Origin of the sequence: Pseudomonas sp. NyZ201, assembly GCF_049860765.1 — a bacterium.
Taxonomy (GTDB): Bacteria; Pseudomonadota; Gammaproteobacteria; order Pseudomonadales; family Pseudomonadaceae; genus Aquipseudomonas; species Aquipseudomonas bharatica.
The window spans coordinates 5,964,120-5,980,311 of the sequence record NZ_CP187557.1; the positions used below are offsets into that span (position 1 = coordinate 5,964,120).

14 protein-coding genes are annotated in these 16,192 nt (G+C 64.8%); 1 reads left to right on the forward strand and 13 read right to left on the reverse strand.

Annotation, left to right across the window (positions count from 1 at the left end):
* Positions 1–14: 14 nt before the first annotated feature.
* The 8 genes from hutH (ACPFMA_RS26810) to hutC all read right to left on the reverse strand — a co-directional run bounded on the left by hutH (ACPFMA_RS26810) (position 15) and on the right by hutC (position 9,183).
* Positions 15–1,550: a histidine ammonia-lyase gene (gene hutH / locus ACPFMA_RS26810; protein WP_064302618.1), complete on the reverse strand. Its 1,536-nt coding sequence runs from the start codon at positions 1,548–1,550 to the stop codon at positions 15–17.
* 21 nt (positions 1,551–1,571) lie between these two features.
* Positions 1,572–3,095, reverse strand: coding sequence for a histidine ammonia-lyase (gene hutH, locus ACPFMA_RS26815; RefSeq protein WP_425929253.1), 1,524 nt, complete (start codon positions 3,093–3,095; stop codon positions 1,572–1,574).
* Positions 3,096–3,103: 8 nt separating this feature from the next.
* Complete coding sequence (locus ACPFMA_RS26820; RefSeq protein WP_009397736.1) at positions 3,104–3,934, reverse strand: quaternary amine ABC transporter ATP-binding protein; 831 nt, start codon at positions 3,932–3,934, stop codon at positions 3,104–3,106.
* Positions 3,931–4,782, reverse strand: a complete 852-nt coding sequence (locus ACPFMA_RS26825; RefSeq protein WP_009397735.1) for an ABC transporter permease — start codon at positions 4,780–4,782, stop codon at positions 3,931–3,933. The genes ACPFMA_RS26820 and ACPFMA_RS26825 overlap by 4 nt, the downstream gene beginning before the upstream one ends.
* 30 nt (positions 4,783–4,812) lie before the next feature.
* A complete protein-coding gene (locus ACPFMA_RS26830) occupies positions 4,813–5,781 on the reverse strand; it encodes an ABC transporter substrate-binding protein (RefSeq protein WP_064302620.1) in 969 nt (322 codons plus the stop codon).
* A 116-nt stretch (positions 5,782–5,897) separates the two neighbouring features.
* Entirely contained in the window at positions 5,898–7,577 is a 1,680-nt protein-coding gene (gene hutU / locus ACPFMA_RS26835) for a urocanate hydratase (RefSeq protein ID WP_425929256.1), read from the reverse strand.
* A gap of 320 nt (positions 7,578–7,897) precedes the next feature.
* On the reverse strand, positions 7,898–8,476 hold the full coding sequence (locus ACPFMA_RS26840; protein ID WP_420058772.1) for a HutD/Ves family protein: 579 nt from the start codon (positions 8,474–8,476) through the stop codon (positions 7,898–7,900).
* A complete protein-coding gene (hutC, locus tag ACPFMA_RS26845) occupies positions 8,473–9,183 on the reverse strand; it encodes a histidine utilization repressor (protein WP_167654034.1) in 711 nt (236 codons plus the stop codon). The genes ACPFMA_RS26840 and hutC overlap by 4 nt, the downstream gene beginning before the upstream one ends.
* A 142-nt stretch (positions 9,184–9,325) precedes the next feature.
* On the opposite strand from hutC, the gene ACPFMA_RS26850 reads away from it, so the two are divergent.
* Complete coding sequence (locus ACPFMA_RS26850) at positions 9,326–10,690, forward strand: formimidoylglutamate deiminase (RefSeq protein ID WP_420058773.1); 1,365 nt, start codon at positions 9,326–9,328, stop codon at positions 10,688–10,690.
* Positions 10,691–10,790: 100 nt separating this feature from the next.
* On the opposite strand, the gene ACPFMA_RS26855 is transcribed toward ACPFMA_RS26850, so the two are convergent.
* The 5 genes from ACPFMA_RS26855 to ACPFMA_RS26875 form a co-directional block, all read right to left on the reverse strand.
* The gene (locus tag ACPFMA_RS26855) at positions 10,791–11,354 is read right to left on the reverse strand and encodes a lipocalin family protein (protein WP_009396125.1); all 564 of its coding nucleotides are present in this window, start codon (positions 11,352–11,354) and stop codon (positions 10,791–10,793) included.
* The gene (gene bamE / locus ACPFMA_RS26860) at positions 11,354–11,608 is read right to left on the reverse strand and encodes an outer membrane protein assembly factor BamE domain-containing protein (protein WP_009396124.1); all 255 of its coding nucleotides are present in this window, start codon (positions 11,606–11,608) and stop codon (positions 11,354–11,356) included. The genes ACPFMA_RS26855 and bamE overlap by 1 nt, the downstream gene beginning before the upstream one ends.
* 199 nt (positions 11,609–11,807) lie before the next feature.
* Entirely contained in the window at positions 11,808–12,404 is a 597-nt protein-coding gene (locus tag ACPFMA_RS26865) for a DUF924 family protein (RefSeq protein ID WP_009396123.1), read from the reverse strand.
* A gap of 6 nt (positions 12,405–12,410) precedes the next feature.
* The gene (locus tag ACPFMA_RS26870) at positions 12,411–13,421 is read right to left on the reverse strand and encodes a class 1 fructose-bisphosphatase (protein WP_064302625.1); all 1,011 of its coding nucleotides are present in this window, start codon (positions 13,419–13,421) and stop codon (positions 12,411–12,413) included.
* Positions 13,422–13,565: 144 nt separating this feature from the next.
* The gene (locus ACPFMA_RS26875) at positions 13,566–16,016 is read right to left on the reverse strand and encodes a glycogen/starch/alpha-glucan phosphorylase (protein ID WP_279896744.1); all 2,451 of its coding nucleotides are present in this window, start codon (positions 16,014–16,016) and stop codon (positions 13,566–13,568) included.
* Positions 16,017–16,192: the final 176 nt, after the last annotated feature.

Here is a 16,192-nt window from a genome sequence, read left to right on the forward strand (position 1 = left end):
GCTCGTACCCCCGCTCAGTCCAGGCTCGGCAGCACGCCGCCCGGCAGCAGGCCGGTCAGGCGGCCTTCGGCCAGCAGTTCGACGGCAATCTCGATATCCGGGGCGAAGAAGCGGTCCTTGTCGTAGTGCGGTACGCGGTCGCGCAGGGTCTTGCGCGCCTGCTCCAGCTTGACCGAGGTCTTCAGCCCGGTGCGCAGGTCCAGGCCCTGGCAGGCGCCGAGCCATTCGATGGCGAGGATGCCGCGGGTGTTCTCGGCCATCTCCCACAGGCGCTTGCCGGCCGCCGGGGCCATGGACACGTGGTCTTCCTGGTTGGCCGAAGTGGGCAGGCTGTCGACGCTGTGCGGGTGGGACAGCGCCTTGTTCTCGCTGGCGAGGGCGGCAGCGGTGACCTGGGCGATCATGAAACCGGAGTTGACCCCGCCGTTTTCCACCAGGAACGGCGGCAACTGCGACATGTGCTTGTCCATCATCAGCGAGATGCGCCGCTCGCTCAGCGAGCCGATCTCGGCGATGGCCAGGGCCAGGTTGTCGGCGGCCATGGCCACCGGCTCGGCGTGGAAGTTGCCACCGGAAACCACATCGCCCTGCTCGGCGAACACCAGCGGGTTGTCGGAAACGGCGTTGGCTTCGATGGCCAGCACTTCGGCGGCCTGGCGCAACTGGGTCAGGCAGGCGCCCATGACCTGCGGCTGGCAGCGCAGGGAGTACGGGTCCTGGACCTTGCCGCAGTGTTCATGGGAAGCGGACACCTCGCTGCCTTCGCCGAGCAGGTCGCGGTAGCAGGCCGCCGCGTCGATCTGCCCGCGCTGGCCGCGGGCCGCATGGATGCGGGCATCGAACGGCGAGCGCGAGCCGAGCACCGCTTCGACGGTCAGGCCGCCGCAGGCGATGGCAGCGGCGAACAGGTCTTCGGCTTCGAACAGGCCGCGCAGGGCATAGGCGGTCGAGGCCTGGGTGCCGTTAAGCAGCGCCAGCCCCTCTTTCGCCGCCAGGGTCAGCGGCTTGAGGCCGGCGATCGCCAGTGCATCCACGGCCGAGAGCCATTCGCCCTTGTGCCGGGCCTTGCCTTCACCCAGCAACACCAACGACATATGCGCCAGCGGCGCCAGGTCGCCGGACGCACCCACCGAGCCTTTCAGCGGGATATGCGGGTAGACCTCGGCATTGACCAGGGCGATCAGCGCATCGATCACCACCCGGCGGATCCCCGAGAAGCCGCGGCTCAGGCTGTTGATCTTGAGCACCATGATCAGCCGGACCATGGCGTCGTCCAGCGGCGCGCCGATGCCCGCGGCATGGGACAGGACCAGCGAGCGCTGCAGGTTTTCCAGGTCGTGGCTGGCGATGCGGGTCGAAGCCAGCAGGCCGAAACCGGTATTGATGCCATAGGCGGTGCGATCCTCGGCGAGGATCCGCTCGACACAGGCGACGCTGGCCTCGATCTGCGCCGCAGCGCTGGCCACCAGGCTCAGGCGCGCGGGTTGTTCATAGATGCCGCGCAGTTCGGCGAGGCTGACCTGGCCGGGAATCAGGTTGAAGACTTGCATGTTCAGGCTCCTTGTATGAGGTCAGAGCAGGGTCGGCAGCACGTGCCGAGGGCCCTGCGGCTGTTTGAGCAATGCGGCCGCACGGGCGATGTCCGGCGCCAGCCAGCGGTCCTGCTGGTAGGCCGGGACCTGTTCGCGCAGCAGTTGCCAAGCGCGTTGGGTACCGGCGCCAAAGCGCTGCTCCTTGAGAAATTCGAAGGCCTGGGCCGCCAGCAGGTACTCAATGGCGAGGATCTGCGTGCAGTTTTCCAGGGCCTTGTGCAGCTTGAGCGCGGCACTGGTGCCGAGGCTCAGATGGTCTTCCTGCAGGCCGGAGGTGACGTAGTTATCCACAACTGCCGGCTGGGCCAGCTGGCGGTTTTCCGCGCACAGCGAAGCGGCGACGTACTGGACGATCATCATCCCGGAGTTGACCCCCGGTTCGCTGACGAGGAACGCCGGCAGCCCGCTGACATGCGGGTTGACCAGGCGATCGAGGCGGCGCTCGGCGATCGAGCCGGTCTCGGCCACGGCAATCGCCAGCAGGTCGGCGGCCATCGCCACCGACTGGCCGTGGGGGTTGGCCTGGGACATCACCCGGAAATTGTCCGGAGTGCCCAGCAGCAAGGGGTTGTCGGTAGCCGAGTTGAGTTCGGTTTCGATCTGCCGTGCGGCGTGGGCAAGCTGGTCGCGGGCAGCGCCGTGAACCTGGGGAATGGAACGGATGCTCAGGGCGTCCTGGGTGCGGATGCCTTTGCTGCTGGCGATCACTTCGCTGCCGTCGAGCAAGGCCCGCAGGTTGGCACCGACCTGCTGCATGCCCGGATGCGGCTTGAGCGCGATGATCTCGGCATCGAACGCGGCGATCTGCCCGCGCAGCGCCTCGAAGCTCATGGCCGAGACGATATCAGCCCATTGCAGCAGGTGGCTGGCGTCGGCCAGGGCCAGGCAGCCCAGGCCGGTCATGCACGGCGTGCCGTTGACCAGGCACAGGCCGTCCTTCGCCCCGAGGACTACCGGCTTCAGGCCCTCCTCGGCCAGGGCTTCGGCGGCCTCGACGATCTGCCCGCGATAACTGACCTTGCCCACGCCCAGCAGGCAGATGCCGACATGGGCCATATGGGTCAGGTAACCCACGGAGCCCTGGGACGGCACCTGCGGGGTGATCCCGCGGTCCAGCAAGGCCAGGAGCATTTCCACTACCGGCCGCTGGATCCCGGACTTGCCGTGGCTGTAGTTGACGATGGCGGCGCAGATGATCGCCCGGGTCTGCTCATCGGCCAGCACCGGCCCGACCCCGCAGGCATGGCTGAGCAAGGTGTTGCTCGATAGCCGGCGCAGTTGCTCGCCTTCCAGGGCGACGTTGCACAGCGCGCCCAGGCCGGTATTGACGCCATAGGCGCGCTCGCCGCTGTCGACGATGCGCCGGACGATGGCCTGGGCATTCTCGATCCGTGCCCAGGCGCCCTCGGCCAGGGTCAGGCGGGCACCGTGGCGGGCCACGGCGACGATGTCCTGCCAGCGCAGCGGGGCGTCGGCGATCACCACAGGTTCGGATTGCTGCATGACGGTCCTCATACGGTGGCGGCGCGGCGCTGGACGAAGCGATCGACGTATTCGTCGGCCGGCGAATGGAGGATCTCCCGCGGCGTGCCGACCTGGATCAGGCGGCCGTCCTTGAGGATCGCGATGCGGTTGCCGATGCGCACGGCTTCATCGAGGTCGTGGGTGATGAAGACGATGGTCTTGTTCAGGGTCTTTTGCAGCTCCAGCAACTGGTCCTGCATTTCTGCGCGGATCAGCGGATCGAGGGCGCTGAACGCTTCGTCCATCAGGATGATGTCGGTATCCGCCGCCAGGGCCCGGGCCAGGCCCACGCGCTGGCGCATGCCGCCGGACAATTGGTGCGGCCAGGACTTCTCGTAGCCCTTCAGGCCCACGGTGGTGATCCAGTGCTGGGCGCGCTCGGCGCACAGTTGCTTGCTCTCGCCACGCACCTTGAGCCCGTAGGCGACGTTTTCCAGCACGGTCTTGTGCGGCAGCAGGCCGAAGCTCTGGAACACCATGCTGATCTTGCGCCGGCGGAATTGGCGCAGGGCTTCCATGTCGTAGCCCATGATGTCCTCGCCATCCACCAGGATCGCCCCGCTGGTGGGGTCGATCAGGCGGTTGAAGTGGCGCACCAGGGTTGATTTGCCCGAGCCGGACAGGCCCATGATGACGAAGATCTCGCCGGCACCGATGGACAGCGACAGGTCGTTGACCCCGACCACGCAGCCGGTCTTGGCCAGCACCTGCTCCTTGCTGTGGGATTCGCGGATCAGTTGCAGCGCTTCGTCTGCACGCTGGCCGAAGATCTTGAATACGTTCTTCACTTCGATCTTGTTCATCGCCGCCGTACTCATTTGCTCACCTCATGCCGCGCCCGGCCGTAGGCCTGGGTAATGCGGTCGATCACCACCGCGAGAATCACGATTGCCAGCCCGGCTTCCAGGCCACGGCCGACGTTCAGGGTCTGGATGCCCACCAGCACGTCCTCGCCCAGGCCACGGGCACCGATCATCGAGGCGATCACCACCATCGACAGGGCCATCATGGTGGTCTGGTTGATCCCGGCCATGATGCTCGGCAGCGCCAGCGGCAGCTGCACGCCGAACAGCTGCTGCCAGCGGTTGGCACCGAAGGCGTTGATCGCTTCCATGACCTCGCCGTCGACCTGGCGAATACCCAGGTCGGTCAGGCGGATCAGCGGCGGCGCCGCGTAGATCACCGTGGCGAAGATCGCCGGCACCTTGCCCAGGCCGAACAGCATCAGCACCGGGATCAGGTACACGAAGCTGGGCATGGTCTGCATGATGTCGAGCAGCGGCATGAGGATCGAACGCAGGCGGTCGCTGCGTGCCGACAGGATGCCCAGGGGAATGCCGATCAGCACCGAGATCAGCGTCGCCACCAGCATCAGCGCCAGGGTCTGCATGAGCTTGTCCCACAGCCCCACGGCACCTACCAGGAACAGCAGGCCGACGATCACCAGGGTCGGCAGCGCACGGCGGGTGGCATGCCAGGCGATACCGGCGACGATCGCCAGCATCAGCCACCAGGGCGTGGCCCGCAGCAGGCCTTCGAGATTGACGATGGCCCACAGCAGGGTGTCGGAGATCTGCCGGAATACATCACCGTAGTTGGTCACCAGCGCATCGACCCAGCCGTTGACCCAGTCGGCGATGGAGAAGGTAAGTTTTTCGGGGAACATAGGGTTCACTCATCAGGTGGTCGGGTGTGCTCAGAGCGCTGCGTCGATCTTCTTCGCCGCGTCCTCGCTGACCCATGCATGCCAGATTTCAGGATGTTCCTTGAGGAAGGCCTTGGCCAGCTTCGGCGACTCGATGCGCTCCTTGCTCATGCGCGCCAGGTTCTGGTTGAGCAGGTCGAGGGGCAGGTTGACCTTCTCCAGCACCGCGACCAGTTCCGGAGCGCCTTCATGGAAGGCTTTCGACAGGCCGACCTTGATGCTCACGCTCTTGTCGACGCCGGGCTTTTCATCCAGCTTGACCAGGTCGACCTGGCCCATCAGCGGAGTCGGGGTCCAGTAGTAGAAGAGGATCGGCTCGCCGCGCTTGTAGCTCGACAGCACCGCCGCATCCAGTGCCGGGCCGGTGCCCGGACGGAAATTGGTATAGCTGCTTTCCAGGCCGTAGTCCTTGAGCATTTCGGTATTGTCCAGCTCGCAGGTCCAGCCGGCCGGGCAATTGTAGAAGCGCCCCTTGGAAGGCTCCTCCGGGTCCTTGAACAGCGCTGCGTACTGGCCGAGATCGGCGATGGCCTTCAGGTTCGGCGCCTTGGCCTCCAGCTTGCGCTTGGCGTCGCCTTCGATCACATAACGCGGCACGTACCAACCTTCGATCGCCCCCACCACCGGAGCGCCGACGCCGACCACCTTGCCGGCGGCCTCGGCCTTCTTCCAGACCTCGCTGCGGCCCACCCACTCTTCGGCGAAGACCTGGATGTCATTGGTGCCCAGGGCGTTTTCCATGGTGATGGAGTTGCCCGGCAGGCTGTCGGTCTCGCAGCCGTAGCCGTTCTTCAGGACGAACTGCATGACATCGGTCAGCAGCATGCCGCTTTCCCAGTTCAGGCCGGCGAACTTCACCGGTTTGCCGGATTCGCACCAGCCGGCGGCCTGGCTCACGCTGGACAGGCTCAACAGGCCAAGGGCACACAGCGACGCAAGCAGGGTCTTGTTGGTTTTCATTGCATGACGCTCCCAATCAGGAAAGTGGATATCGGCAGTTCATAGGCCTTCCGGTCGTCCCTTCCATGAAACGCCGCTGTTGCCGGGGCCGTGCATGGCGGCCCCGGCAACGCGGATCAGCCGGTGATCATCGGCAGGTTCAGGCCCTGCTCTTTGGCACACTCGATTGCAATGTCGTAACCGGCATCGGCGTGGCGCATCACGCCGGTGCCCGGGTCGTTGGTCAGCACGCGGGCGATACGCTCGGCCGCTTCATCGGTACCGTCGCAGACGATGACCATGCCCGAGTGCTGGGAGAAGCCCATGCCCACGCCACCGCCGTGGTGCAGCGAGACCCAGGTGGCACCGCTGGCGGTGTTCAGCAGGGCGTTGAGCAGCGGCCAGTCGGACACGGCATCGGAACCGTCCTTCATGGCTTCGGTTTCACGGTTCGGGCTGGAAACCGAGCCGGAGTCCAGGTGATCGCGTCCGATAACGATAGGCGCCGACAGCTCGCCACGACGGACCATTTCGTTGAACGCCAGGCCGAGCCTGGCGCGCTGGCCCAGGCCGACCCAGCAGATCCGCGCCGGCAGGCCCTGGAAACTGATGCGCTCGCGGGCCATGTCCAGCCAGTTATGCAGGTGGGCGTCGTCGGGGATCAGTTCCTTGACCTTGGCGTCGGTCTTGTAGATGTCCTCGGCGTTGCCGGACAGCGCGGCCCAGCGGAACGGGCCGATGCCGCGGCAGAACAGCGGGCGGATATAGGCCGGGACGAAGCCGGGGAAGTCGAAGGCATTGGCCACGCCCTCTTCCTTGGCCATCTGGCGGATGTTGTTGCCGTAGTCGAAGGTCGGGATGCCCTGTTTCTGGAACTCGAGCATGGCCTGGACGTGCACGGCCATGGATTGCTTGGCGGCCTTGACCACGGCGGCAGGCTCGGTTTTCGCGCGGTCGCGGTACTGCTCCCAGGTCCAGCCGGCAGGCAGGTAGCCGTTGAGCGGATCATGGGCGCTGGTCTGGTCGGTGACCATGTCCGGGCGCACGCCGCGCTTGATCAGCTCCGGGAGGATTTCCGCGGCGTTGCCCAGCAGGGCGATGGAGATGGCCTTGCCTTCGGCGGTGTACTGGGCGATGCGCGCCAGGGCGTCCTCGAGGTCCGTGGCCTGTTCGTCGACATAGCGACTGGACAGGCGGAAGTCGATGCGGCTCTGCTGGCATTCGATGTTCAGCGAACAAGCACCGGCCAGGGTCGCGGCCAGTGGCTGGGCGCCGCCCATGCCGCCGAGGCCGGCGGTCAGTACCCATTTGCCCTTGAGGTTGCCGTTGTAGTGCTGGCGACCGGCTTCGACGAAGGTTTCGTAGGTGCCCTGGACGATGCCCTGGCTGCCGATGTAGATCCAGCTGCCGGCGGTCATCTGGCCGTACATGGCCAGGCCCTTGGCATCCAGTTCGTTGAAGTGTTCCCAGTTGGCCCAGTGCGGCACCAGGTTGGAGTTGGCGATCAGTACACGCGGGGCGTTGGCGTGGGTCTTGAACACGCCGACCGGCTTGCCGGACTGCACCAGCAGGGTCTCGTCGTCATTCAGGTTGGTCAGGCTCTCGACGATCTTGTCGTAGCACGCCCAGTTGCGCGCCGCACGGCCGATACCGCCGTACACCACCAGCTCCTTGGGGTTCTCCGCCACTTCCGGGTCGAGGTTGTTCATCAGCATCCGCAGCGGCGCTTCGGTCAGCCAGCTCTTGGCGGTCAGCCTGGTGCCGCGCGGGGCGCGGATTTCGACGTCACGGAATTTGTTCAGGTTGTTGTCAGTCACGAAAGGGCTCCTCGAGCGATCTATCCAGTCCAAACCCAGGCAGTGGGCCAGCGGTGATACCGGTTTGCTAACGGCGTCGAGGGGATGGCCTGTCCACTCATACGCACACATCTTTACTTGTACATACAAGCATATGCAATTGAATTGCCAATCCCGGGAAACGCTTCATGAAAAAATTCCGCACAGGGCTACAGCCCTTGTGCGACAAGGCCGGGAAATCTTGCAGAGGGAGAGGGAAAAAGCTGGAGGGCGGTGCGAGAAGCAAGGTGGCGTTGCGCCACCTTGGGGCATTCAGTAACAAAATGTGCGGCGCTGGTGCGTTACCCGGAAACAGCGATCAGTTCGATCAGGCAGCAGCGCCCGGTGATATCCAGTTCGCGCAGTTGCTGGTTGTCCTTGAGATAGAGGCAGTCGTACAGGCCGAGGGCCTGCCCGGGCTGACCACTGATGCCGACCTGCAACGCCGGCTGGGCGCTGAACAACAGCACGGTGCTGGCCGAGGTAAATACGCGGGCATAGCCGCTGAACCACTGCACCCGCGCGCGGTAGCGCTGCGGTGCGTAGATCAGGTTGAAATCGCGGATCGGCCCACCCAGCAGGCGGCAACTGACCTGGCTGGCGCCGCTGAACCCGTAGGCATCGTATGGCAGCAGCACGCGGCTGGGCTGGCCATCGACTTCCAGGACCATGCCGTCACCCTGCAGCACGGTGATGATCCGCTGGTAACCGGCGAAGCTGGAGAAATCCCCCGACTCACCGATATCGGCGATCGACAGGCGCCAGCCGAATCCATCCAGGCCCTGGCCGGCGTCGCGGGTGATTTCTTCGGTACTGCCGCCACCGTTCTTCCACGGCATGCGCGGATAATCGGCGGCGCGTAACAGGGTCAACTCGGTCATTTGCTGAAGCGTCCTTCGAGGCGATGGCGGGAGCCGGGGTGGATCAGGCGCGCGGCGGTCACCGGCTGGCGGCCCGACCAGGTGCGCCGGCGGATCAGCAGGCACGGCTCGCTGTGTTCGATCTGCAACAGGCTGCATTCATAGGCATCGGCGAGAATCGCCTCGACCACGTGCTCGCCCTCGGTGAGCGGCGCGACCTGTGACAGATAGGCGTAGGGGGTCTGCCGGGTGAAGTCCTGCTTGAGGTAGTCCGGGGCGATCTGCGCGTTGACGTAGCGGTCTTCGATCTGCACCGGCACGCCGTTTTCGTAATGCACGATCAACGAATGGAACACCCGCTGCCCCTCGCGCATGTCCAGGGCCAGGGCACGCTCGGAACCGGCGGCCTCCTCGGCCAGGGTCACCACCTTGCAACTGTGCTGGTGGCCGCGGGCGGAGATTTCGTCGGCGATATTGTGCACATCGAACAACGCCGAATGGGTCTTGGGTTCCGCCACGAAAGTTCCGACGCCCTGCATGCGCACCAGCAGCCCTTCGGCGGTGAGTTCGCGCAGGGCACGGTTGATGGTCATGCGGCTGAAGCCCAGCTCGGCAACCAGTTCGCTTTCCGAAGGCACCCGATGATGCGGCGGCCAGGTGCCGCTCTCGATCTGTTGGACGATCATCTGCTTGACCCGGGCATACAGCGGCGCCGGCCCCTCGCCCATCTGGGCAACCAGCGTGGAGACAGGAGGTTTCGGCACTGGAAAAGTCCTTGTTCTATTGAATGAACGGTAGCTTGCCGGAGTTTACCGGGCAGGCAAACGTCTGTATATGTATATACAAATAACAGAACGGAGTGCCGTGTCGATGTCCGTGTACTTTGCCGAACGTGCGTTGCTGCCCAGCGGCTGGGCGAAACAGGTCCGAATCGAGGTCGACGCGAACGGCGTACTGACGTCGATCCAGGCCGGCGCTTCACCGGACGGCGCGGAAAAGCTCGGCGGCCCGCTCCTGCCGGGAATGCCCAACCTGCATTCGCATGCCTTCCAGCGCGCGATGGCCGGGCTGGCGGAAGTGGCGGGCAACCCGAACGACAGCTTCTGGACCTGGCGCGAACTGATGTACCGGCTGGTGGGCAAGATCAGCCCGGAACAGCTCGAAATCATCGCGCGCCAGCTGTACATCGAGATGCTCAAGGCCGGGTACACCTCGGTGGCGGAATTCCACTATGTGCATCACGCCCCCCAGGGCCAGGCCTACGCCGATCCGCTGGAACTGTCGCGGCGGATCAGTGCAGCGGCGAGCCACAGCGGGATCGGCCTGACCCTGCTGCCGGTGCTCTACAGCCACTCCGGCTTCGGCGGCCAGGCGCCGAACGACGGGCAGCGGCGCTTTATCAACAGCACCGACCACTACCTTGAACTGCAATCGCGCCTGAAACCCGTGCTGGCCGCACAACCGGCCCAAGCACTGGGCCTGTGCTTCCACTCGCTGCGGGCGGTGACGCCAGAGCAGATCGCCACCGTCCTGGCCGCCAGCGACAAGGCCTGCCCGGTGCATATCCATATCGCCGAGCAGCAGAAGGAAGTCGACGACTGCCTGGCCTGGAGCGGGCGGCGACCATTGCAGTGGCTGTATGAGAACGTCGAGGTAGATGAGCGCTGGTGCCTGGTGCATGCCACCCATGCCGAGGCGGACGAAGTGGCGGCGATGGCCCGGAGCCGGGCGATTGCCGGCCTGTGCCTGACCACCGAGGCGAACCTCGGCGACGGGATCTTCCCGGCCGTGGATTTCCTCGCCCAGGGCGGGCGCCTGGGCATCGGCTCGGACAGCCATGTGTCGCTGAGCGTGGTCGAGGAATTGCGCTGGCTGGAGTATGGCCAGCGTCTGCGGGATCAGCGGCGCAACCGCCTGTATGGCGCGGCGCAGCCGATGGTCGGGCGGACCTTGTTCGATGCAGCGCTCGATGGCGGCGCCCAGGCGCTGGGGCAGCCGATCGGCGAATTGGCGGTGGGCAAGCGGGCCGACTGGATCGTGCTGGACGGGCGGGATCCGTACCTGGCGGTGGCCGATGGCGACAGTATCTTGAACCGCTGGTTGTTCGCCGGTGGGGATCGGCAGGTTCGGGATGTGATGGTGAACGGGGTTTGGGTGGTGCAGCAGGGGCGGCATGCTGGTGAAGAGGACAGTGCAACTGCATTTGCTCAGGTACTAAAAGATTTGTTGGGCTGATTGGCCCCTGTGGGAGCGGGTTCACCCGCGATTGCGGAGGTGGATTCACTATAGCAATCGCGGGTGAACCCGCTCCCACAGGATCCGCGTGCCCTTGAGCTCAGGGCTTGCGCGCGATATCCCGGTCCGACACCCGCCATACCAGGCGGGTGGTGTCATACCCCTGCTGCCGCGCCTTGGCCAGCAGGCTCTCGCGCTCTACCGCCGGCAAGGTCGGCGTACGCGACAACAACCACAGGTACTTGCGATCCGGATTGCCCACCAGCGCCGTCTGGTAGTCGCTGCTGACATACAGTACCCAGTAGTTGCCCTTCGGCGCCCCGGGCAACTTCATGAACCAGTTATCGAACTGCACCCACAGCTTGTCGGTCTTGCCCGGCTCCTGTGGCGTGGCGCTGCCGCTGGCTTCCTGCCACTTGCCGTCCAGGGTCAGGCAACGATTGAGCACGCCCACGCTGCCATCGGCTCGCAGGTTGTAATGCGCTTCGGATTGCGCGCAGTCGCGCTGGAAGAACATTGGCAGCCGGGCCAGCTCGTACCACTTGCCCTGATACCGTTTCAAATCGACGTTTTCCACCGTCTTCGGCGGCATGGGCCCGACCTGCGGCGTGGCGCACCCCGCCAGCGCCAGGGCGGTACAGCATGCCAGCAAAGCGCGACGCATCATTTCAGGCCCTGCCCCGCGTACATCAGCACCTTGTCGCCAGCGTACTGGACACTGATGAAGGTCTTTTCATCCCCCCAGGTACAGCTGGACACCCCCAGGGCGCCGGAACATTCGGTCGGGCTTCCCAGCAGTTGCTCGACCTCCGCCTTGGTCATACCGGTCTTGAGCTTGGAATAGTTCTCCTGGTTGAGCTTGCTGCAGGCAGCCAGCAACACGCACAGGGACAAGAGGGCGAGGGAACGCACGGACATGGGGGGTACTCCTGGGAATGAGGTGACAGGGGCCAGACCACTGCCGACAGCTTAGAAGGCAAAACCTCACTCCGGTTCCCGAAGGCGTGCGCTTTCGGTAAGCCGCAGGATCGATGGGCCTTGCAGACGTTGACGGGAGCTAGATAGCAAAACGCCGGCTATGCCGGCGTTTTGCTTTGGGGAACCGCAGTAAGCGGGGTCAGAACCGGGAGCCAGGTTCCAGGAGGAAATCCATTTCTTCGCTGGTACTGGGTCGCCCGAGCACCAGGTTGCGGTGCGGGAAGCGCCCGAACCGGGCGATCACGCGCTGATGCTGCTCGGCATAGTCGAGGAATCCCTCGAACAGGCGGCGATCCGCCGCCGGCTGTGCTGCCAGCAGGGTCTGGTAGCGCTCGACGCAGATGTTCTGCCAGTCCAGCACTTCGGCATGCTCCAGCACCAGCAGGATGAACACCCGCTGCAATGGCAGCAGCTGGTAGTCCCAGGCCCGGTCCAGGCCCTGCATCACCAGGACCTGGGCGCGCCGGTCGCCATCGAAGGCGCGCGGCGTGTCGCGGTAGATCATCCGCGGCAACTGGTCCAGCAACAGCACCAGCCCGAGCCAGCCCTGCGGGCTTTCCAGCCACTCCTCCAGGCCTCCGGCCAGCGCCTGCTCGACCAGCGGGCCGAAGCGCTCCTGCGCCTCGGCGTCATGCTGCTTGCCGAACCACAGCGTGCTCTTCTCGTCAGCGACGTCCTGCGGGCTGGTGCCCCATCCAAACCACCATTCCAGCAGCGGCTGCCAAGGTGCGAGCATGGCGGGTTACTCCTGGTGATAACCGGTGACGCGCTGGACTTCCTCTTTCGAACCGAGGAATACCGCAACGCGCTGGTGCAGGCTGTCCGGCTGGATGTCGAGGATACGCTGCTTGCCATCGGTGGACGCACCGCCGGCCTGCTCGATGATGAACGACATCGGGTTGGCTTCGTACATCAAACGCAGCTTGCCCGGCTTGGACGGCTCGCGCGCGTCACGCGGGTACATGAACAGGCCGCCACGGGTCAGGATGCGATGCACGTCGGCCACCATCGAGGCGATCCAGCGCATGTTGTAGTTCTTCTTCAGTGGGCCGGTCTCGCCTGCCAGCAGCTCGCCAACGTAGCGGGTCACCGGCGCTTCCCAGTGACGCTGGTTGGACATGTTGATGGCGAATTCGGCGGTGCTTTCCGGAACCTTGATGTTCTCGTGGGTCAGGACGAAGCTGCCCAGCTCGCGGTCCAGGGTGAAGCCCTTGACGCCGTTGCCCAGGGTCAGGATCAGCATGGTCTGCGGGCCGTAGATGGCATAGCCGGCGGCAACCTGCTTGGTGCCCGGCTGGAGGAAGGCCTTTTCGTTGAGGCTTTCGTTCTGGCTCAGGTACTCGTTAGGGCAGCGCAGTACCGAGAAGATGGTACCGACCGAAACGTTGACGTCGATGTTCGACGAACCGTCCAGCGGGTCGAAGACCAGCAGGTAGGCGCCTTTCGGATATTTGCCCGGAATCTGGTAGGCATTGTCCATTTCTTCCGAGGCCATGCCGGCCAGGTGGCCGCCCCACTCGTTGGCTTCGAGCAGGATGTCGTTGGAAATCACGTCCAGTTTCTTCTGGACTTCGCCCTGCACGTTTTCGGTGCCCATGCTGCCCAGCACACCGCCGAGGGCGCCCTTGGACACGTTGTGGCTGATTTCCTTGCATGCACGCGCCACCACTTCGATCAGGAAGCGCAGATCGGCAGGGGTGCTGTTGCTACGGGTCTGCTCAATCAGATAGCGACTCAGGGTAACGCGGGACATGTATGGCTCCGGAGGAATGAGGGAGTAAGAAAAACCCACGCAGTTTACAGGGAGAGGCAGGCGCGGGCGAGCAGTAGGACAGCCCTGCCCGATCAGACGGCACATCCGGGATCTGGTTCCCGCCGTTCGCCGCGCCTTCCCCGGTCATTCCAGCGCCGTCCAGATTTCCCGGGCGTATTCGCCGATGGTCCGGTCCGAAGAGAACCAGCCCATGCGTGCGGTATTGAGCACCGCCGAGCGCCACCAGCGATCAGGCTCGTGCCAGAGCTCGTCGACCCGTCGCTGGGCCTCCCAATAGGCGTCGAAATCGGCGCAAAGCAGGAAGCGGTCGTAGGACACCAGCGAGTCCACCAGCCCGACGTATCGCGCCGGATCGTCAGGCGAGAACACCCCGCCACGGATCGCCTGGAGCACGTCGTTGAGCCGGTGCGACGCCCCGATGATCGGGCTGGCATCGAAATCGCCGTTGCGCTTGCGGCCTTCGACCTGCTGGGCGGTGAGGCCGAAGATGAACATGTGCTCGGCCCCGACCTGTTCGCACATTTCCACGTTGGCGCCATCGAGGGTGCCGATGGTCAGTGCGCCGTTGAGGCCGAACTTCATGTTGCTGGTGCCCGAGGCCTCGTAGCCGGCGGTGGAGATCTGCTCGGAAAGGTCCGCCGCCGGGATGATGCTTTCCGCCAGGCTGACGTTGTAGTTGGGCAGGAACACCACCTTGAGCAGGCCGCGTACCGTCGGGTCGTTGTTGACGACCTGGGCGATATCGTTGGCCAGCTTGATGATCAGCTTGGCCTGGTGATAGCTGGCTGCGGCCTTGCCGGCGAAGATCTTCACCCGCGGCACCCAGTCGGTGCCCGGCTCGGCACGGATCGCCTGGTACAGGGCGACGGTGTGCATGAGGTTGAGCAACTGGCGCTTGTACTCGTGGATACGCTTGACCTGAACGTCGAACATCGCCTCGGGATTGACGGTGATACCCAGGCGTTCCTGGATGATCGCCGCCAGTGCACGCTTGCTGTGCAGGCGCTGCTCGGCGAACTTCTTGCGGAACCCGGGCTTGTCGGCGAAGGGTTCCAGGTCTCGCAGCCTGGTTTCCGGGCTGTCCAGCAGGTCCTCGCCGAGGGCGTTGACCAGCATGGCGGTGAGCTGCGGATTGGACTGGTACAGCCAGCGGCGGAAGGTGATGCCGTTGGTTTTGTTGTTGATCCGCTCCGGGTAGAGCTTATGCAGCTCGGAAAACACCGTGCTGCGCATCAGCTTGGTGTGCAATGCCGAGACGCCGTTGACGCTGTGCGAACCGAGAAACGCCAGGTTGCCCATGCGCACCCGGCGGCCGTTGTCTTCCTCGATCAGCGACACCGCGCGCAGCACGTCGAAGTCGTGGATGCCCTTGGCCCGCAGCGAGTCGATGTGATAGGCGTTGATCAGGTAGATGATCTGCATGTGCCGCGGCAGCATGCGCTCCATCAGGTTCACCGCCCAGGTCTCCAGCGCTTCCGGGAGCAGGGTGTGGTTGGTGTAGGCCAGGGTATTGACGGTCAGTTGCCAGGCGGTGTCCCACGGCACTTCATGCTGGTCGACCAGCAGGCGCATCAGCTCGGCCACGGCGATCGACGGGTGGGTGTCGTTGAGCTGGATGGCTGCCTGTTCTGGCAGGTTGAGCAGGGTGTCATGCATGTTCAGGTGGCGGCGCAGCAAGTCCTGCAGCGAGGCCGAGACGAAGAAGTATTCCTGGCGCAGGCGTAACTCTTGCCCGGCCTCGGTGCTGTCGGCCGGGTACAGCACCCGGGAAATGCTCTCGGCCCGGGCCACTTCCGCCACCGCGCCCAGGTGGTCGCCCGCGTTGAAGCGTTCCAGGTGCAGCTCCTCCAGCGCCCTCGCCCGCCACAGGCGCAAGGTATTCACGCTCGCGCCACGCCAGCCCACCACCGGGGTGTCGTAGGCCACCGCACGCACGGTTTCCGCCGGCCACCACACCTGGCGCGGCTCGCCATCGCCACCGTGCACGGTCTCCACTCGCCCGCCGAAGCTGATCGGATAGATCACCTCGGCCCGCTCGAACTCCCAGGGGTTGCCGAAATCCAGCCAGTTCTCGGTCTGCTCCTGCTGCCAGCCATCCACCACCGCCTGGCGGAACAGCCCGTGCTCGTAGCGGATGCCATAGCCGTGGGCGGCGATACCGAGGGTCGACATGGATTCCATGAAACACGCGGCCAGGCGCCCGAGGCCGCCATTGCCCAGCGCCGCGTCGGGCTCCAGCAGGCGGATGCGCTCCAGGTCCACGTCGAGCCCCTGCAGGGCTTCGCGGGCCACCTCCAGCAGGCCGAGGTTGCTCAGGCTGTCGTAGAGCAGCCGGCCGATCAGGAATTCCAGGGAAAGGTAATAGACCCGCTTCTGGCTACTGCGGTAGATCTGCCGCGTATGGTCCATCCAGTGATCGACCATGTGGTCCCTGGCGGCCAGGGCGATGGCTTCGAACCAGTCATGGTCGAAGGCGTGTTCCGGGTCCTTGCCGACCGCATAGGTCAGTTTTTCCAGTACAGCGGTGCGAAACGCGGCCACCTCTGCGTCACGAGCGTTCGATTCCTGAGACATGCGGGGTCCTCGAGCGGGTTTGACGATTGCCGATGGTGATCTGACAGCCTAGACGCTTCGACACAGAGCGTCGGCGCGGGTTCGCCAGGGCTCGTTGCAAACCTCTGCAAAAGCGGGACCGATTGCCAGGGATTTCGCAAATGGTTGTTCACATTTTGATCAACTCCGGTATGATC